Source organism: Streptomyces sp. ISL-43, assembly GCF_018614195.1.
Taxonomy (GTDB): domain Bacteria; phylum Actinomycetota; class Actinomycetes; order Streptomycetales; family Streptomycetaceae; genus Streptomyces.
Genome location: NZ_JAGGOT010000110.1, coordinates 1 through 17,458, shown reverse-complemented (window position 1 = coordinate 17,458; position 17,458 = coordinate 1). Strand labels below are relative to the sequence as shown.

Sequence of the window (17,458 nt, the reverse complement as noted above, 5' to 3'; positions counted from 1 at the left end):
AACGACTCCTAGAACCCAAGCCGCACCCCCGCCCCTCCGGGAGCAGGAGCGGTCGGAAGCCTCGATGACGCGGCTCGGCCAGTGGACGTAAGCCTTTCGTCACCAGGACGGAGCTGGTGCCACGGACCTCCGCCGCATTGAATGTGGGGGAACGAGGAACGGATCCGCGAGGAGAGGTATCGGCACGATGGCAGAGACAAAGCGGCACCGGCGCGGCAGCAGGCTGCTGGTCGGCCTGGTCATCGTGGCGACGCCGGCGCTCGGCGCCGGGCTGTACTGGTTCCAGCCGTGGAAGCTGTGGCAGAACGACGCCGTCCACGAGGCCCTGCCGGCCGCACCGTCATCCGTGTCCTCGGCCGTACCCGGGCCCGCTTCCGCGAATGGCGGCTCGCCGGCACCGGCTGCTCAGGCCGGACCGAAGACGGTCGCCCAGGGCTCGCTGATCAGCCACGAGCACACCACCACGGGCACGGCCAAGGTGGTCCGGCTCCCCGACGGCTCCCACACCCTGCGCCTGGAGAACCTCGACACCAGCAACGGCCCCGACCTGCGGGTGTGGCTGAGCGACGCGCCCGTGAAGGAGGGCGCGGCGGGCTGGCGGGTCTTCGACGACGGCAAGTACGTGAGCCTGGGCAAGCTCAAGGGCAACAGGGGCGACCAGAACTACGAGATCCCGGCCGACGTGAACACGGCCGACTACAGCAGCGTCACCATCTGGTGCGCCCGCTTCGACGTCTCCTTCGGCGCGGCGGCCCTCGGAGCCGTCTGAGCCGTCACCGGCAGACCGGACAGGCCGGCGGCTCGGACATCCTTCAGGCTGCCGCCGGAGCGTACGGAGCCGGCGCTGCGGCGTGGGAGCGGCGCGGCGTGCTGCCCCGGGTGATGTGCTGTGGCCGGGCACGGCCGCGAGGTGCGGCGGGGGAGGGCGACCGCCCGCTAGCCAGGAGGGACGAGGTTCTCCGAACGGTTGATGCCGATCGCCGCAGGCCTGGGCATGCTCGCCTCACCCCAGCAGCCCAAGACCTTCCCCCTCCACAACTACTGGATCCCTGGCGCGTAACGCGCGTAACGCGCGTAACCCACGCAATCGCGCAACCGCGCGTAGGCCGGCGTCCCGCAGGTCGCGTTACCCGGCGACCTGCGTCAGCCGCCGGCTTCGACGTACGACGCCAGGTTGGCCAGCGAGGAGGCGATGCCTTCCTCATGGGCCGCTTGGTCGATGCCGGGCGGCACGTCCGTGGCGGTGACGGTCACCTCGGTTCCGTCACCGGTGGCAGCGAGGTGCCAGGTCATCGTCATGGTGCCCGCGTACGACGGGTCGTCGCTCTCGAACACCGCCCGCTGCACCACGCGCTCCGGTGGCACCAGGTCGGCGAACGCGACGTCCACGACATCCGTCGCGTCCGAGGTCTTGCCGGGGCTGTCGGCGGGGTCGAGGTACGTGAGGACCATCCGGAACCCGCCACCGGGCCGCGGATCCCACCGTTCGATCCGCCCGTGCATGCCGTCCGGCGGCAGCCAGGCCTCGAGGGACTCCCGGTCCAGGAGAGCGGCGTAGACGGTCGCCGGGGGCGCCGCGATCACCCGGCCGGCGCGGTCGGTTCTGCCCATGGCCCGATGTTAGGACCGAAGAGGCCGTGACGTCAGGCCAACGTCTCGGCTGCCTTGGTCCTCGGCCCACCCGCGTCCCCTGTATTGAGGACTCCTGCCGGTTCCAGGAGGAGGATGGCCGTCTCTTCATCGGCAACGGGGCGGTGCTCGACGCCCCGGGGCACGACGAAGAGTTCGCCGGGTTCGAGGATGACGTCGCCGTCCCTGAGCTGGATGGTGAGCCGGCCGCTGATGACGAGGAACAGCTCGTCGGTGTCCTGGTGGGTGTGCCAGACGAACTCGCCGTGCAGCTTGGCGAGTTTGACCTCGTAGTCGTTGAGATCGGCGATCTTCTTCTGGGTCCAGAGCTCGTCGAACTGCGAGAGCTTGTGGGCAAGGTTGATCGATGCGTGGGATGCGGTCATGTCATGAGGGTGCCGCCGCCGGTCGGCTCTGGTCTTGTACGTTCCTGACATGACGAGCGACCCGCCCCGAACGCGGATCAGTGCCTGGCGGCCTTCGGTCGCGGGGATCGCCGAGGTCTTCCATGCCCACTTCACGGACCACGCCTACCCGGTCCATACCCACGACACGTGGGACCTGATGATCCTCGACGCGGGGTCGGTGGACTTCGGCGTCGATCGCCGTCGGCATGGCGCCGCCGGCACGGGCACGCTCGTCCTGCTGCCGCCCGGCGTCCCCCACGACGGGAAGACGATCAACCGGTCGGGATTCCGCAAACGCGTCCTCTACCTCGACACCCGTGTCCTTCCCGAGCGATTGGCGGGGGCCGCGGTCGACGGCCCCGTCCACGGAGACGGACTGCTGCGCCATCGCATCCACCAACTGCACGAAGCACTCGCCGGCCCCGGGGACGAGTTCGAGGCGGAGTCCCGACTGGCCCTCGTCCGCGAGCGACTGCTCTTCCACCTCAACGCCGCGCAGGTCACGGCACCGGGCCGTGAGGCCGGGCGAACGGCTGCCGCCCTGCGCGACCTGCTCGACGCACGCATCCCCACCGGGGTGACCTTGAACGAGGCCGCGTCGATCCTCCACGCCCACCCCACCCACCTCATCCGCTGCTTCAAGCAGACCTACGGACTGCCCCCGCACGTCTACCTCACCGGTAGACGCATCGACCGGGCACGCCGACTCCTCCTCGCCGGCCGGCGGCCGGCCGACGTCGCCACGACGGTCGGCTTCTACGACCAGGCCCACCTCAACCGGCATTTCACTCGCCACCTGAGCGTCACACCCGCCCGCTACGCCGCCTCGCGCGAGCGCGAGCGCGAGCAAGGATAGGAGGTGCCGCGCGAGCGTCGACCACTGCTGTGGCAGCGCCCCGGCTTCTGGCAGGACTACTTCCGTCAGGACCCGCAGGCGCCGGCCGACTTCGAGACCGTCACACGTGAACCGCTCGACGACACCGTGCTGTAGGTGATCGAGCCCTTCGTGCCGGAGCCGCTCGGCGCGCGTTGTCGAGCCTGGCCCCAAGAGGGCCAGGCTCGGCGCCCCACGAACCGGCACACTGTCCGCATGATCACAACGCTCGGCCTCGGCGAGTTCCTGCGCACCCGCCGCTCCCATCTGCGACCCGAGGACGTCGCGCTTCCGGACTTCGGCGGACGACGCCGGGTGGCCGGACTGCGCCGCGAGGAGCTCGCCCAGCTCGCCGGTGTGAGCGTCGACTACTACACCCGGATGGAACAGGGCCGCGTACCCAACCCTTCGCCCGCCGTCCTGGACGCCCTCGCCCACGCCCTGCGCCTCGACCCGGACGAGACCGCGCACCTCCACCGCCTCACCCGGGCACAGTCCACCGCACGCAAGGCCTCCCGCCGTCCGGCCCCGTCGCAACGCGTACGCCCCATGCTCCAGCGCATATTGGACGAACTGACGGACCTGCCCGCGATGGTCATGGACCGCCGCATGGACCTTCTGGCCTGGAACCCGGCAGCGTCCGCACTGTTCGGAGACTACGAAGCCCTGCCGCGGGCAGAGCGCAACATCGCCCGGATCACCTTCCTGGACCCCGCCTCCCGACACCTCTACGCGAACTGGACCGCCTGCGCCCGCGAGAACGTCGCCTACCTGCGCCTGGCAGCGGGTCGACACCCCGACGACCCCAAGCTGGCGAACCTGATCGGCGAACTGTCCCTGAAGAGCGAGGACTTCCGCCGCTGGTGGGCCGAACACCCCGTCCAGGACAAGACCGCCGGCACCAAGCGGTTCCATCACCCCGTCGTCGGCAGCCTGGAACTCGCCTACGAGACCCTGCGCACCGCGGAAGACCCCGATCAGGCGCTGATCACCTACGCCGCCCAGCCCGGCACCCCCTCCCACGACGCCCTGCGCATGCTGCTCGCGTGGACCACCCCCGCTTCCTCAGGGCCACACTGACGGCGGACCGCCGGCCGGCCCGATGGGCTTGAGGAGACGGCGCGGGAGCCCCAGGCCCCCGCGCCGTCATCCGTCACCTCCAGTCCGCGGTCTGCTCGGTTCGCTCGGCCCGATCGGACTGCCCGTCACTCCGCGGCAGCCGCCTCAGAGCAAGAGCCACGACGATCACCGTGTACGCGCACAGCACGGCGATCCCGGCCCACCACGGGAGCGGGAAGTAGCCGGCCGACGGCGCGTAGTGGGCGACGACCTGCGGATATGCGACGAGGGTCTGTTGGGCGGCGAAGCCGGCGGCCGGGGTGATCCGCAGCAGCCACTGCGACAGGCCGTCGGGCAGCAGCGGGAGCGTGGTCACGACGTAGGGGACGACGATCGCCGAGACGGCGAGGAGGATCGCCGGCAGGCCGCGCCGCAGGACGCTGCCGAGCGCGAAGGCCAGTACCGTCGAGAGGGCCAGCGCCGCGGCGACACCCGTGGCGACCCGCACCCCCGTGAGCGTCGAGATCCCGATGACGGCGACCCCGTTCCCCTTCAGGATCATCGTGCCGACCGGGATCACGACGGCCACGGACAGCAGTCCCGTGACGAACGTCGCGGCTCCGACGATGGCCGCTCTCGCCAGGAACACCCGGCGTACGGGCGGCGCGCCGCCCGCGGGTTCGCGGTGGTACTCGCTGGTGGCGAACCGCACCGCGACCACCAGCACGATGAGCAGTGCGAGACTCAGGCCGCCGAGGGCGCGCTCCACGGGTCGGGTGCCCGCGGTTCCCGTAGGGCCGATGTCGCCGATGCCGGCGACGGTGATCGTGCCGCCTTCCTCGACCGCCCCGGACGCCTTGTGGTGCTTCTCCCAGTCGGAGCGGTTCATCTCGCCGACGGCCTCGCCCTTCCACCCACCGGCGGCGGTTGCGCCTTCCAGACTGATGTTGTCGAAGGCGCCGACGGCCTGCGTGAAGCGCACCTGTTCCGTGGCGCCGCCGAGGCCGACGCGCCGCAGCGTCAGGTCGCCGGGGGAGGCGGCGAACATGCCGACCTGTACGGTCCCGGGCAGCCCGGACAGCTTCGCCGTGCCGACCTTCGCCCATAGCTTGCCGTCGGCGGACTCGTCACCGGTGACGGTGTCGCCGGACCGCGTCAGCCGGAGCCACCGCGGGGACTGCGCCGAGACTCCGCCGCCGCTGCCGGCGATGTCATGGCCGTAGTCGTACTGCATCCGCACCCCGTGGCTGCCGGTGAGCATCAAGGCCGCGTACGAGGATCCCTGGCGGACGCCGTCCTTGATGATGATCCCGGCTTTCGCCCATGGCACCAGGCCGGGGACGATCTGGTCGTGGTGGGGCGGCGGGTAGGTGATGGTGCCCGTCATGGACGTCATCCGGACCGTGATGCTGCCGTTCTCCGGCAGATCACGATGCGTGAAGTAGAACTGGTCGCTGACGGGCGAGCCGTTCGGTCCGGTCGGATCGGTCGCGCAGGGGCCGTCGCAGGAGGCATGGTTGCCGAACGCGTAGAACAGACCGAGGGCGAGGAGGACCAGGGCCGCGGCCGCCATCACCACCAGCCTGCCCGGACGCCGGAAGCCGGTCCATTCCCGCCGGAGCAGTTCGTTGGTTGTGAGCATGGTCCTGTTCTACGGAAGCACCGGTAACGGGATCCGAACCGCTGCTGTCATGACGCTGTTAAGTGCGGCGGGGCATGCTGACTCCAGTCGGACCCCGACAAGGAGAGGAACCATGGGCGAGTCGCGGAGCGGGAGCAGGACCGTCCGACGGCGGTTCACGATTCTGTACGCCACGGTCTTCCTCCTGTCGGGGATCGGGCTGCTCGCCCTGACCTACCTGCTGTCAGGCAGCGACTCGTCGAGCGTCGCACCCCTGCCGTTCCCGTCCGGGGGGCCGAGCCCCGGCGCCGAGCAGCACATCCGCGATCTGGAGGAACAGCTCGCGAACGTGCACGCGAGGCAGTCCCGCCAACTGCTGTTCGGCTCGCTGATCGCGATGGCGGTGATGGCCGTCGTCTCGCTCCTGCTCGGCAGGGTCCTCGCCGGCCGCGTCCTGCGCCCATTGCGGCTGATCACCGCGGCGACGCGGCGGATCTCCGCGGAGAACCTGCACCAGCGGCTCGACGTCACCGGACCCGCCGACGAGGTCAAAGAGCTCGCCGACACCATCGACGGCCTCCTGGCACGTCTGGAGTCCTCGTTCGCCGCGCAGCGCCGGTTCGTCGCCAACGCCTCGCACGAACTGCGTACGCCGCTGGCGACGATGCGGGCGTCGCTGGACGTGGCCGTCGCCAAACCGGAGCCCGCGGCGCAGACCGTCGTACTCGCCGACCGGTTGCGGACCGAACTCGACCGGGTGGACACCCTGTTGGACGGCTTCCTCGTCCTGGCCCGGGCACAGCACGGCGTACTGCCCGATCGGGTTCCCGTATCGCTCGGCGGGCTGGCGAAGGAAGCGCTGGCCGTCCGGGACGCCGACATCGCCGCGAAAAACCTGACCGTCGACGACGGCGTCGGGCCGAACACCGCCTGGACGCGGGGCAGTCCGGCGCTGCTCTCCCGGATGGTGCAGAACCTGATCGACAACGCGATCACGCACAACCAGGGGGGCGGCTGGATCCGGGTCGTCACCGAGGGCGACGGCATCGAGTCACGCTTCGTCGTGGAGACCGGAGGCAGCGTCCTCGACCAGCACCAAGTGGACCGGCTGACACAGCCGTTCGAGCGGCTCGGCGCCGACAGGACCGGTTCGGAAGAGAGTTCCGGCCTCGGGCTGTCGATCGTCGCCGCGATCGTCGCCGCGCACGGCGGCCGCCTCGACCTGCGAGCCCGGTCGGAGGGCGGCCTGAGGGTGACGGCCGCGATGGCGTCGACGGCCGGATCCAGGGAAGACAGAGGAGACAGGGAAGACAGAGGAGACAGGGGATACAGGGGAGACGGAGAGGTGACACCGTGAGGATTCTGGTCGTCGAGGACGCGAGATCACTCGCAGAGGTCGTCGCCGAAGGGCTGCGGGACCAGGGGATGGCCGTCGACGTCGCGCACGACGGGCTGGCCGCCGCGGCCAAGCTCGACGTCAACGCGTACGACGTGGTGGTCCTCGACCGGGACCTGCCCGGCATCCACGGCGACACGCTCTGCCAGATGATCACCGAGCGGGACGATCGCGCGATGGTCCTGATGCTGACCGCCGCAGGGTCGCCCGGCGACCGCGTCAGCGGTCTCACGCTGGGCGCCGACGACTACCTCGCCAAGCCCTTCCACTTTCCGGAGCTGATCCTGCGCATACGTTCCCTGGCCCGCCGCAGGCCCGCGGCCCGGGCCCGTACGCTGCGTGCGGCCGGCCTCGAACTCGACCCGGTACGCCGCACCGCTGTGCGGGAGGGCTGCCGGCTCGAGCTCTCCGTAAAGGAGTTCGCCGTCCTGGAGGCGCTCCTGCGGGCCTGTCCGGGCTTCCTGAGCGCCGAGGACCTGCTGGAACAGGTGTGGGACGAGTACGCCGACCCCTTCACCAACACGGTGGCCGTCACCGTGGGCCGGCTACGCCGCAAGCTGGGCAGTCCGCCGGTCATCACGACGACGCCCGGGGTGGGTTACCGCATCGCCGGGGCGACGTCGGCCCCCACCTCTTCTCGTGAGGTGGGGGCCGATACCTGAGGCAAGGTCAGAACTGGGTGGAGACGGTGACGTTGGCGAAGTCCTGGACGGCGTGCAGGCTGATGTAGACGTAGCCGGACGGGGGGTTGTTGATGGTCAGGGTCTCGGTGTTGCCGCTCTGCGCCGAGCGGGCCGTGTAGTTGTTCGTGGTGGCCCAGGTGGTGGGGCTGTAGTAGAGGTCGGCGTTTCCGGTGCCACCTGAGACGGTGATCTTCAGCGAGGTGGTGCCGGCCGGGACGTTCAGGTAGAAGTAGCGGTAGTTCCCGGCGGTGGCCGAGACACCGGAGCGGATGCAGTCGGCAGCCAGCACCCGGGTGTCGGTGGCCGTGCACTCCGAGGGGGCCGCCCCGAACCGGGTCGAGACGGTGACGTTGGCGAAGTCCTGGACGGCGTAAAGGCTGATGTAGACGTAGCCGGACGGCGGGTTGTTGATGGTCAGGGTCTCGGTGTTGCCGCTCTGCGCCGAGCGGGCCGTGTAGTTGTTCGTGGTGGCCCAGGTGGTGGGGCTGTAGTAGAGGTCGGCGTTTCCGGTGCCGCCCGAGACGGTGATCTTCAGCGAGGTGGTGCCGGCCGGGACGTTCAGGTAGAAGTAGCGGTAGTTCCCGGCGGTGGCCGAGACGTCGGAGCGGCGGCAGTTGTCGCCCAGCACCCGGGTGTCGGGGTTGGCGCACTCGGCGGGACCGGCAGCACCCACGGTGACCGCCTTGCTGGTGCTGGCGGTGGCGCCCTTGTTGTCGGTGACCGTGAGCCGGACGGTGTAGGTGCCGGCCGTGGTGTAGGTCTTGGCAGGGCTGACGGCGGTGGAGCTGGTGCCGTCACCGAAGTTCCAGGAGCGGGAGGCGATGGTGCCGTCCGCGTCGGTGGAGGCGTCGGTGAAGTTGACGGCCAGAGCGTTCACCGCGGCGGTGAACCCGGCCACCGGGGTCTGGTTGACCGGCGGGGTCGTGGTGCCGCCACAGTCGCCGGCAGCGCACTTGACCAGCCAGGCAGCGAAGTCCGCGTCGTAGCGGGTGCCGATGGTGGAGGTGAGCAGCGTGCGGGCGGCCGCCCAGTTCCCGGTGCGGTAGTGGCCGAGCAGCGTGGCCACGTCCTGCGGGTGTGACTGGATCAGGTAGCGCACCGCCAGGTAACCCCACTGGTAGACGCGCGTGGAGTCGGAGTTGTCATAGGTGGTGTCGAACAGCGTGCTGAGCTTGTACGTGTTCTTGCCCGCTTCGGTGACCGCGCGATCGTAGGTGACGTTGCGGTACGAGTACGAGATGTACTCCGCCAGGCCCTCGACCCACATGACGGTCGGGGTCGTCATGCCCGCGTTGAAGTCGCCGTACATGTCGAAACGGCCGTCGAGGTAGTGGGTGTACTCGTGGTTGAGGTTCCAGATCTGGAACTCCGGCCGCACCCACTCCGCCTCGTAGGCGATGAAGCGCGGCTGGTTCCCGGCGGCGGCCGGGTTGCCCTCGAGGTACATGCCGCCGTTGTCGGTGCGGATGTCGAAGATGATGCCGGCGTAGGTCTGGTAGTCGGCGCTGGAGTCGAACGCCACCACCTCGAGGCTGGTGTTGTTGTCGTTCGCGACCGCGCCGCCGTCCTTGACCACGTTGTGGAAGAAGGCGTCCTGGTTGGCCAGGCTGGTGCAGCTGGCGGACAGTTCGGCGGCGGTCATCTGCTGTGCGACGATCCGCAGGCTCGGGCTGCAGGTGTGATTGACCGTCAGCACGGCGGCACGAACCCGGCTCGGCAGGTCACAGGTTTTGTAGTAGGCGCAGTTGGCCGCGTCGTACGAAGAGGTCATCGCGGCCAGCGGCACCCAGAGCGAAGCGGTCCGCCCGGTGATCGCGCCGCGGTCGAGCAGCTGCTTCACGAGCGGCCGGACGGTCGCCTGGAGCGCCGAGTGCTGCAGGAAGCGGCCGAGTTCACGGCCGGCGTTGGCGGTCAGGTAGGACTTCCCGGTGCCCAGCAGGTCGTCGTGGGCGACGGCGAAGTCGCGCAGCACGGTGAAGATGCTCGGGTCGGCCTGCACGGCGGGCAGGAACTCCGGGGTCTGATGGCCGCGGAACAGGATGGTGTAGGCGTTGTTGACCGCCGCGACCATCGACGAGGAGCTGTCGTAGGAGGAGTTGTAGCCGGTCAGCATGCGCTTGACCACGCCGAGGTAGCGGGCGTTCTCCTGGGCGCTGTCGACCAGGACGACCGCCTCGGACAGGGTCCTGCCGTTGGCCTCGGTCACGTCGTTGGAGCGCGGCGCGGCGAAGAAGGTGTCCAGGGCGCCCTGGATCGAGCTCTTCAGGGCCGGGCCGTAGGTGCCGACGGTGGACGCGTTGTACCACTGCACGAAATACCCGGCACGCAGGTAGAGCACCAACTGCCCGATTGAAGTGCTGTTGTCGCCAGGGTAGTTGGCGGAGTTGGAGCGCAGCGCGTCGGCTACCGAGACCATTTGTGCCTCGCGGAACGCGGCCTTCGCGTCGGGGCCCTTGAGCAGGAACAGCGAGTTCACGCAGTCCATCTCGGAGGTCTTGATCTGCTGGACCAGCGCGCTGCCGGTCTTCGAGGTGAAGTCCGCGACGTTGCAGGCCGCGGCGAGGCCGTCGGCGCCCGGTGCCGACTTCGGCTTGGCTTTGAACTGTTCGCTCTGCGCCGGGTCCGCAGCGGCCCGGAGCGGGGCGCGATCGGACAGGTCCGTGTTCGGCCGGGCGGCGTGCTCGGCCCTGAGCGCGGCGGCCGCGGCCGCTTCCGTCGAGGGCTGCGGGGCGATGCCCGACTTCCAGGACGGGGCCGGGGCGGTGGGCTTGGGCTCACTTGCGAACGCCTGGCCGACGGGGGCGAGCATGGTCAGGCCCAGACAGCAGGCCAGGGCGGTTATGAGGGGCCGGATGCGGCCTCTCGTCGTGGGGGAACTTGGCATGGGGGGTGGGCCTCCGAGCCGGTCTGCGGCCGTGCTGGAACACGGCGAATGTCGAGTACGGACCGTGGCAGCAAAGGGAGTTGGTGGGGATTCCAACTCTGTCGTGCACACGGTAAGTGAGTGTGCGATGTAACATGGCACACATCACATGGCCCTGGAAATCCCTCGGTAGTACTTTTCGGCATCCGAGGCGCCATCGGGTCCGGATTCCCCGACCCATCTGCCCGGTTTGCCGTCAACTGCCCGGATCCTGTGGCGCGATGGTGCGGCGCGGATGGCTGCCGGCCCCGCTGCCGCTGCCGGCTCGTTCGAAGACGCGCGCAGGGTGGCGTGTCCAGGCGCCGTGGGCGCGGACGACGATCGTCGACGAGCCGACCGCCGAGGTGGTCGCGGAGCTCAAGGCAACCGAAGGCGGCGATATCCTCGTGCTCACCAGCGCGAGCGTCATCAAGGCGCTCCTGGCGGCCGACAAGATCGACCGACTGGCGCTCACGATCCTTCCGGTCTTCCTCGGCGGCGGGCCGCGCCTCTTCGCTGACGGCCTGCCCGCTGGGCAGCGGGCGCTCGTCAGCCAAGCCGCGGGCGAGCACGGCACGTTGGCACTCGTCTACGACCGAGTTCGCTGAGCCCCGATCGGTCGGCGGCGTCCGCCGGGGTGCAGGGGGCGGGGCGCTGTGAGCCCCAGGCCGTTCGTTCCCGAAGCCGTCACCGCCGCCTGGGCGTTCACGCTCGCCCCCGTTCCCCAATGGCCGGGCGCGCGGCGGGGGGTATCCCTACCTGAGCCGGGCGGGTAGCGGGATCGTCGCCGGCGGTCGCATTCGGGAATGGCGTCCGCCGCCGCCAGGCCGGACACCGTCCGGCAGGGCCTGTACGCACTGGTGCACGCCGACGGGTGACATCCAGGGATACGAGACGCGTGGCGGAGTCACCGACGACGGCCGCGCCGCCGGCGTTGCGGTGACCAGCATCCCGACCTGCGGGGCGACCACGAGGCATCTCGACGAGGTCGTGGACACGGCCCTGTGCCGCTGAACCGACCGCCTCCCGGCGGCCTGCTGCGCCGCTTTGACGCCGGCCGCGGTGTCAGTCGTCAGTCATCACCTGGGGTCAGCGTCGAGGTGAATCGTTCGAGCAGGTGGGCAAGTCGTGTCTGCTCGTCGGCGCTGAGTCCGGCGAGGAGGCGACGCTGGTTGTCCAGGTGGACGGCGATGAGCTCGTCGGTCAGGTCGACGCCCTCGGCGGTGAGGGTGATGAGGCGTCCGCGCGAATCGGTCTCGGCGACGGATCTGCCGACCAGGCCACGGGCTTCGAGCCGGTCGACCCGCTTGGTGATCGCGCCGGTGGTGACCAGGACGGTGCGGCTGAGTTCACCCGCGGACAGCGCGTAGGGCTCCCCGGCCCGCCGGAGCGCCGCCAGCACGTCGAAGTCGCCGCCGCCCAGGCCCGCGGCCTGGAAGGGCGGGCGTAGGCGCTGGTCCAGTGTGTCGGCGAGCCGGAAGAGCCGGCCGATGACGAGCATCGGCGCCGCGTCCAGATCGGGGCGCTCGTGCTTCCACTGTTCGACGATGGCGGTGATGGCGTCGGTCTGCATGCCTTCACTGTATCTTCCGCGGATGATAATATGTCTTCCATGGAAGACAATGCTGTCCCTCGGGCCGTCTCTCGCACCGTCCCTCGGATCACCCCTCAGGCGGCGGTGCCGGTCGTCTGCTACTTCGACCCCGCCTGCCCCTTCGCCTGGGTCACCTCCCGATGGCTGCTCGAAGTCGAACGGCTCCAGCCGATCGACCTGCAATTCCGGATCATGAGCCTGTCCGTACTCAACGAGCACCGCGAACTCGAGCCCTGGTACCGCGAGTTCAACGACCGCGCCTGGGGCCCGGCCCGGGTGTGCGCGGCCGTCGAAGTCCTCCACGGCAACACCGTGCTGCGCGAGCTCTACACCGCGCTCGGCGAGCGCATCCACGTGGGGCGCAACAAGGACTACGACGCGGTCGTCACCGAGTCCCTCGACGCACTCGGCCTGCCCGCGTCCCTGGCCAAGGCCGCGCACACCGACGAGTTCGACGCGGCCTTGCGGGCCGGCCACCGGGCCGGACAGGAAGCGGTCGGCGAAGAGACCGGGACACCCGTCATCACCGTGGACGGCGCCGGCTTCTTCGGCCCCGTCCTCACCGCCGTCCCGAGGGGCGAGGAGGCGGTACGGCTGTTCCAGGCCACTCGGACCCTGGCGGGGATCGGAGCGTTCGCCGAGCTGAAGCGGGGCCGCGGTGCGCTCGACTTCCGCTGAACCCGGCGTTCGGACCCGGCGCCGGCTCATCGGCGCGAGCCTGGTCAGCTCGATCGGTGACGGCATATACGTGCCGCTGACGATGCTGTTCGTCCACTCGCTCACCGGCCTGTCGCTGACGTCGATCGGCGCGGGGCTGACCATCGCCGGGCTCTGCGCCCTGGCGTTCATGCCGATCGCGGGCGTCCTCATCGACCGGTTCAGCGGCCGGCGGGTGCTCATCGGTGTGCTCGCGTTGCGGGCCGCCGGATTCGCCGCCTACCCGTTCGCCGACTCCTATCCCGCTTTTCTGGTGATAGCCCTGGTGGTCGCGGTGGGGATGTGGGCCTCATCGCCCAGCCAGCACGCCCTCATCGGTGACATCGCACAAGGGGCCGAGCGCGACCGGCTGCTGGCATGGGACCGCAGCCTGCGCAACGCCGGCATGGGCTTCGGGAGCCTGGCGGCGGCAGGCATGCTGGCGTGGAACGGCAGCGCCGGTTTCATCGGCGCCGCCGTGGTTCTCGCCGCGGTCTTCGCCGTCGCCGCGGTGCTGGTCGCCCGTATCCCGGCCGTCCACGGCAGGGCCGGGGCAGCGGAGGGCACCGGGGGCGGATACCGGCAGGTTCTCGCCGACCGCCCCTACCTGCTCATCACAGCGGCCAACTTCCTGATCGCCTTCGGCTATACCACGCAGGCCATCGCCCTACCGATCTTCCTCACCCGGGACGTCGGCATCCCCGACGCCCTGGCCGGAGCCGTGTTCGCGCTCAACACCGTCATGGTCGCCGCGCTCGGTGTCCCGGTCGCCCGTTTGACCCTCCGGGGGAGGCGTACGCGGACGGCCGCGTTCGGCGCGTTCGTCTTCGCGCTCTCCTTCGCGGCCTTCGCGGCCCTTCCCCGGTTCTTCAGCGGCGCCGGCGCCGTCGTCGCCGTCCTGGCGGTCGCGGTGCTCTACACCGCCGGTGAGCTCATCCACTCCGCACCATCGCAGGGACTGTCGGTCCAGGCTGCCCCCGATCACCTGCGCGGGCGGTACCTGGCGACCTATCAGCTGTCCTGGTCGGTCTGCCGCACCATCGCGCCCGCGCTGCTGGGATTCCTGCTCGACGCCGGGCGGTGGCACCTGTGGACGGTACTGGCCCTGATGGTCCTGACCGGCGCGGCCATCCTGCTGTACGCCGAGCGCGTGCTGCCGGCGCACGTCGTGAGCAGCACCCGCAAAGCCCCGGCCGCTGCCCGGGAAGTCATGACCTGACGCACGGGGCCCAGGGCGCGTATCGCGTCGTGATCAATGAGCGGGTTCTCCCCTCGTGCTGATCTTCGATCCGGTAGATCGTCTTGCGTGACGCGTGCGCAGCTGACCGATGTGGAGTGGGAGTTCATCGAGCCGTACCTGCCGATCGGCGAGTACGGCCCGTACCCCGAGCGGTTGCGCCAGCAGTTCGAGGGCGTGGTCCGGCGGTTCAGGACCGGCGGGCAGTGGCGGGAGATGCCGCAGGAATTCGGTGCCTGGTCGACGGTGTCCCAATCGTTTCCGGCAGTGGCGTGACGCCGGCGTGTTCGAGGCCCTGCTGGAGGGCCTGATCGCGGAGGCCGCGAAGCGGGTTGAGGTGGATCTGTCGGTGGTCAGTATCGACTCCACCACCGTGCGGGCCCATCACGATGCCGCCGGGATGCACACGAGCCAGGACGTGCTCGCCGCTTTGGAGAAGGCTGCCGCCGAAGAGGAGGAGGCGAGGTCAAAGGGGGCGGTCCCGAGGGACGAAGCGGGCAGGACGGCGGTGCCGATCCCGAGCGGGACGAGCGGCGACGCGTCCGGCGCCGGCGCAGGGTCCGGCTGAAGGCCGCTCTGCTGGGGCGCTCACGGGGCGGGCAGACGTCAAAGGTCCATCTCGCCGCACGACCGCAAGTGCCGGCCGTTGGCGTTCGTCTTGACCGCGGGACAGGCGGCCGACAGCCCACAGTTCATCCCGGTGCTGGGGAAGATCCGGGTCCGCGGCCCAGTGGGGCGGCCTCGCACCAGGCCGGACGCGGTCGCCGGGGACAAGACATCCCACGCGGATAAGCGTCAAGCCGCCGCTGTGGTGAGTCCGAGTGTGGGCTGGGGAAAGGCGATTGCTTCGTCGTAGGTGTGACCGTTCTGGAGGCAGTGGAACAACATGCCCATGAAGGTGTTCTTCGCGGTTCGCATGTCTCACGAGACGTTGCTTTACGACCGTGAGGCGGAGATGCGGTTCACCCTTTTCGGGGGTGATCGGGCTCTTTTGAAGACGGCCATTCCTTACTTGGGGTGACCCCACATGTCGTGCGCAGGGTGGATGTCAGTGGGATGCGCAGGGTTATGACAGTGGGGGCGCAGAGTCCGTGTCAGTGGGTGTTGGTGGCTCGGGAAGCATTTGAAGGCTGTAGAGCAGTTCTCGTGGAAGCGGTCGAGGCCCTGCTGCGACCGGGTGTCGCACGGCGACTGTCCGAGTGGCCCGCCCTTCACGCACGGGAGTGTCTCCCCTGGTTCGCCGCCCTGTGATCAAGTCTGGGTGGATGACAGATCCTGTGATCGAGCAGCCGCTCCCCGGTGAAGCAGCCTTCGCTCGCGACGACGACACGGCGGCATGGTCGCAGGCCGCCCAGATCATCGGGCTCGGTCTGCAGCTGCTCAACCAGCGAGAGGTAATTAAGGCAGAGAGCGAAGACGCGCATGTTTTGGAGATCCCCGAGATCCCGGATCTCTGGCGATCCCCCCAGAATGCCGAAAATCACTTCCCTCCGGTGGCTGTCGAGCAGTACCTCGAACATCACCTGAAGATGCGGCTTCCGTTCGACTGGGCCGCAAGGACCGGCTGGGCTCAGCCGATCGCGTCGCCGTACTTGTCGCCAGACCGCTGGTGGGAGGGGGAGGTCGGAGCACTGACAGGGGAAGTGATGCCCCGACTGTATGAGCAGGTTCTACAGGGCCACGACAGGGCGTCGGCGGCAGCGGCGCTGGTGTCCATGGGGCAACTCAGCCGGCACCGGATCGTCCGCGTCGCGTCCGCCGCGATCGCCGCCCAGCTGGGTCCCGTGTTGTGGTGGCCTACCGTCGAAGCTCTCGCCGAAGGGTGCATCTTCGGAAGTGAGACGGTGGAGCACATGGCGGCCGACGCGCTGTTCACCATCGCGCCAGCACACCCGGTTGTGACGGAGCTCCTCACAGCCGCCGAAGCGGAAGGAGATAGCGACACCTCCCCCGCCGGAACATCCATCACCGTGCACGGAACCTGGTCACGCATCAGGAAGACGCCGAGGCCCGCGTGGTGGCGCCCGGGAGACAAACTCTTCAACTACCTCAAACGGGAACCTGGTACTGACGAGCCGTGCGACACGACCCTCACTGCCGTGGGCCAGGACCTCTACACCAGAAGCGACTACTACGCATGGACCGGGCAGTACGCACTCGAATCCCGTGAGAAGGCCGCCTACGAGCTCGCCAGCTGGGCCGCCCACCATGACGTCAAGCGGTTCAAGAAGGTGATCACCCACAGCCACGGCGGCAACGTTGCCCTCAGCGCGGCGAAATACGGCATGTCCGCTGATCTCATCGTGCTCCTCTGCACCCCGCCGCACCCCCGCTCAGGCGACGATTGGGGGGTGATCTCCAAGCGAGTCGGGCGCCTGGTTTCGATCCGGCCAAAGTTCGACTTTGTCGTCCTCCTCGACCGCTGCCGCACAGCATCCACGGGACAATGGGTGCCCCGCGAGTTCCCTGCGGACCGGGTCGCCAACCTGAAAGCAGCCTGGTTCGGCCACCGCGTCCTGACCCACCCCGAGACCTGGATCAAGTACAGCCTCGCCCACGAAGTCGCCCGCGAGTTCACAGCCATCCCTCCGCCTGACTGACGAGCTTCTGTCCTGACGAGGCTCGGCATAGCTCTGCGTAACGTACGGATGGCCCTTAGTCCGGGCTCAAGGAAGCTCCACACAATCCTGGGCACTCCATGAGCGAGTGGCTGCAGGACAACATCTCGTCGCCGGCCAGAACATCTGCTCCGACGCCTTCTCCCAATTCTGCGACGAGTGGCACCTCGGCCGCACCGCGCTCCTGTGCTGGGCCCCGCGGCTACGTCCAGCGCGGCATCAGACACTGGCGCCACTGACAAAATTCCGCGCCGCACTGACATCTACTCTGCGTCCAACACCACACATGCTCAGTGGTTTTCCCCACCCAGGCCCACCGGACTTGCAACCGGTACCCGGGTACAGGTTTACCGTCGGAGGTGTCCCCGCCTGCGGGACGTGACGACGGGAGTGAGTGCCATGAGCGATCTGGCGTGGGTGCCGCGGTCCTGCACGCTGCCCACCGAGGAGCGGCCCCTGCGGGTCGCGGAGTGGGACGCGCTGTTCTCCGAGCGGCTGACCTCTTCGTCGAGGCCCGAGCCATTGCGGCTGCGTCTCGGGCTGGCTGGAGGGCCGGGCATCGAGGAGCGGGTGAGGGACCTGGTGGAGCGGGAGAGCGGCTGCTGCTCGTTCTTCACCTTCACCACCACCTCCGCCGAGGACCTGATCGGTTTGGACATCGCGGTGGACCCGGCACACGAGGGCATCTTGGACGCCCTCGCCGCATGGACCGCCGCCGGGTGGCAGCGGTGAGCACGGGTCT

Annotated in this window: 16 protein-coding genes and 1 pseudogene; 12 read left to right on the top strand and 5 right to left on the bottom strand. The window is 69.3% G+C overall.

Translation table 11 applies throughout. The annotated features are described in order from the left end of the window. Positions 1-187: 187 nt before the first annotated feature. Positions 188-769, top strand: a complete 582-nt coding sequence (locus J7F03_RS39810; RefSeq protein ID WP_214958099.1) for a DM13 domain-containing protein — start codon at positions 188-190, stop codon at positions 767-769. Between the two features lie 374 nt (positions 770-1,143). Here the strand turns inward: J7F03_RS39810 and J7F03_RS39805 are convergent, their stop codons facing one another. Then, a complete protein-coding gene (locus J7F03_RS39805; protein ID WP_214958098.1) occupies positions 1,144-1,611 on the bottom strand; it encodes an SRPBCC family protein in 468 nt (155 codons plus the stop codon). A 32-nt stretch (positions 1,612-1,643) separates the two neighbouring features. Next, positions 1,644-2,015, bottom strand: a complete 372-nt coding sequence (locus J7F03_RS39800) for a cupin domain-containing protein (protein ID WP_214958097.1) — start codon at positions 2,013-2,015, stop codon at positions 1,644-1,646. Between the two features lie 49 nt (positions 2,016-2,064). Here J7F03_RS39800 and J7F03_RS39795 point away from each other — a divergent pair, with 49 nt between their 5' ends. From J7F03_RS39795 to J7F03_RS39790, 3 genes are all read left to right on the top strand, one after another. After that, complete coding sequence (locus J7F03_RS39795) at positions 2,065-2,892, top strand: AraC family transcriptional regulator (RefSeq protein ID WP_214958096.1); 828 nt, start codon at positions 2,065-2,067, stop codon at positions 2,890-2,892. A gap of 3 nt (positions 2,893-2,895) precedes the next feature. Further along, positions 2,896-3,027, top strand: a complete 132-nt coding sequence (locus J7F03_RS42210) for a hypothetical protein (protein WP_285440559.1) — start codon at positions 2,896-2,898, stop codon at positions 3,025-3,027. Between the two features lie 99 nt (positions 3,028-3,126). Continuing rightward, a complete protein-coding gene (locus J7F03_RS39790; RefSeq protein WP_214958095.1) occupies positions 3,127-3,990 on the top strand; it encodes a helix-turn-helix transcriptional regulator in 864 nt (287 codons plus the stop codon). 73 nt (positions 3,991-4,063) lie between these two features. Here J7F03_RS39790 and J7F03_RS39785 read toward each other — a convergent pair whose 3' ends face one another. Beyond that, entirely contained in the window at positions 4,064-5,611 is a 1,548-nt protein-coding gene (locus J7F03_RS39785; RefSeq protein ID WP_214958094.1) for a hypothetical protein, read from the bottom strand. A 112-nt stretch (positions 5,612-5,723) separates the two neighbouring features. Between J7F03_RS39785 and J7F03_RS39780 the strand changes: the two genes are divergently transcribed. Together J7F03_RS39780 and J7F03_RS39775 are read left to right on the top strand one after the other, a co-directional pair. Next, positions 5,724-6,947 (top strand): HAMP domain-containing sensor histidine kinase, encoded by a 1,224-nt coding sequence (locus J7F03_RS39780; protein WP_251073190.1) that lies wholly within the window; start codon positions 5,724-5,726, stop codon positions 6,945-6,947. Further along, positions 6,944-7,648: a response regulator transcription factor gene (locus J7F03_RS39775; RefSeq protein ID WP_214958093.1), complete on the top strand. Its 705-nt coding sequence runs from the start codon at positions 6,944-6,946 to the stop codon at positions 7,646-7,648. Before J7F03_RS39780 ends, J7F03_RS39775 begins: the two co-directional genes overlap by 4 nt. 7 nt (positions 7,649-7,655) lie before the next feature. On the opposite strand, the gene J7F03_RS39770 is transcribed toward J7F03_RS39775, so the two are convergent. Continuing rightward, entirely contained in the window at positions 7,656-10,553 is a 2,898-nt protein-coding gene (locus J7F03_RS39770) for a collagenase (protein ID WP_251073189.1), read from the bottom strand. Between the two features lie 260 nt (positions 10,554-10,813). On the opposite strand from J7F03_RS39770, the gene J7F03_RS39765 reads away from it, so the two are divergent. Continuing rightward, positions 10,814-11,179: a dihydrofolate reductase family protein gene (locus J7F03_RS39765; protein WP_251073188.1), complete on the top strand. Its 366-nt coding sequence runs from the start codon at positions 10,814-10,816 to the stop codon at positions 11,177-11,179. A 464-nt stretch (positions 11,180-11,643) separates the two neighbouring features. On the opposite strand, the gene J7F03_RS39760 is transcribed toward J7F03_RS39765, so the two are convergent. Further along, positions 11,644-12,144 carry a MarR family winged helix-turn-helix transcriptional regulator gene (locus tag J7F03_RS39760; protein ID WP_214958092.1) on the bottom strand — a complete coding sequence of 167 codons (501 nt, stop codon included), beginning with the start codon at positions 12,142-12,144 and terminating at the stop codon, positions 11,644-11,646. 39 nt (positions 12,145-12,183) lie between these two features. Between J7F03_RS39760 and J7F03_RS39755 the strand changes: the two genes are divergently transcribed. The 5 genes and pseudogenes from J7F03_RS39755 to J7F03_RS39735 all read left to right on the top strand — a co-directional run bounded on the left by J7F03_RS39755 (position 12,184) and on the right by J7F03_RS39735 (position 17,448). After that, a complete protein-coding gene (locus tag J7F03_RS39755) occupies positions 12,184-12,843 on the top strand; it encodes a disulfide bond formation protein DsbA (RefSeq protein ID WP_251073187.1) in 660 nt (219 codons plus the stop codon). Next, entirely contained in the window at positions 12,824-14,080 is a 1,257-nt protein-coding gene (locus J7F03_RS39750) for an MFS transporter (RefSeq protein WP_214958091.1), read from the top strand. The genes J7F03_RS39755 and J7F03_RS39750 overlap by 20 nt, the downstream gene beginning before the upstream one ends. Before the next feature lie 87 nt (positions 14,081-14,167). Beyond that, positions 14,168-14,873: pseudogene (locus J7F03_RS39745) on the top strand (transposase); the annotation flags it as partial. A 490-nt stretch (positions 14,874-15,363) separates the two neighbouring features. Further along, the gene (locus J7F03_RS39740; RefSeq protein WP_214958090.1) at positions 15,364-16,698 is read left to right on the top strand and encodes a hypothetical protein; all 1,335 of its coding nucleotides are present in this window, start codon (positions 15,364-15,366) and stop codon (positions 16,696-16,698) included. A 417-nt stretch (positions 16,699-17,115) separates the two neighbouring features. Beyond that, a complete protein-coding gene (locus J7F03_RS39735; RefSeq protein WP_214958089.1) occupies positions 17,116-17,448 on the top strand; it encodes a hypothetical protein in 333 nt (110 codons plus the stop codon). Positions 17,449-17,458 lie beyond the last annotated feature (10 nt).

What these genes read in the sequence shown, in the direction of transcription:
- J7F03_RS39790 (WP_214958095.1), top strand. Translation starts at nt 3,127, where the DNA reads ATGATCACAACGCTCGGCCTCGGCGAGTTCCTGCGCACCCGCCGCTCC.
- J7F03_RS39740 (WP_214958090.1), top strand. Translation starts at nt 15,364, where the DNA reads ATGACAGATCCTGTGATCGAGCAGCCGCTCCCCGGTGAAGCAGCCTTC.
- J7F03_RS39780 (WP_251073190.1), top strand. Translation starts at nt 5,724, where the DNA reads ATGGGCGAGTCGCGGAGCGGGAGCAGGACCGTCCGACGGCGGTTCACG.
- J7F03_RS39770 (WP_251073189.1), bottom strand. Translation starts at nt 10,553, where the DNA reads ATGCCAAGTTCCCCCACGACGAGAGGCCGCATCCGGCCCCTCATAACC.
- J7F03_RS39810 (WP_214958099.1), top strand. Translation starts at nt 188, where the DNA reads ATGGCAGAGACAAAGCGGCACCGGCGCGGCAGCAGGCTGCTGGTCGGC.
- J7F03_RS39785 (WP_214958094.1), bottom strand. Translation starts at nt 5,611, where the DNA reads ATGCTCACAACCAACGAACTGCTCCGGCGGGAATGGACCGGCTTCCGG.
- J7F03_RS39765 (WP_251073188.1), top strand. Translation starts at nt 10,814, where the DNA reads ATGGTGCGGCGCGGATGGCTGCCGGCCCCGCTGCCGCTGCCGGCTCGT.
- J7F03_RS39805 (WP_214958098.1), bottom strand. Translation starts at nt 1,611, where the DNA reads ATGGGCAGAACCGACCGCGCCGGCCGGGTGATCGCGGCGCCCCCGGCG.
- J7F03_RS39735 (WP_214958089.1), top strand. Translation starts at nt 17,116, where the DNA reads ATGAGCGATCTGGCGTGGGTGCCGCGGTCCTGCACGCTGCCCACCGAG.
- J7F03_RS39795 (WP_214958096.1), top strand. Translation starts at nt 2,065, where the DNA reads ATGACGAGCGACCCGCCCCGAACGCGGATCAGTGCCTGGCGGCCTTCG.
- J7F03_RS39800 (WP_214958097.1), bottom strand. Translation starts at nt 2,015, where the DNA reads ATGACCGCATCCCACGCATCGATCAACCTTGCCCACAAGCTCTCGCAG.
- J7F03_RS39755 (WP_251073187.1), top strand. Translation starts at nt 12,184, where the DNA reads ATGGAAGACAATGCTGTCCCTCGGGCCGTCTCTCGCACCGTCCCTCGG.
- J7F03_RS39760 (WP_214958092.1), bottom strand. Translation starts at nt 12,144, where the DNA reads ATGCAGACCGACGCCATCACCGCCATCGTCGAACAGTGGAAGCACGAG.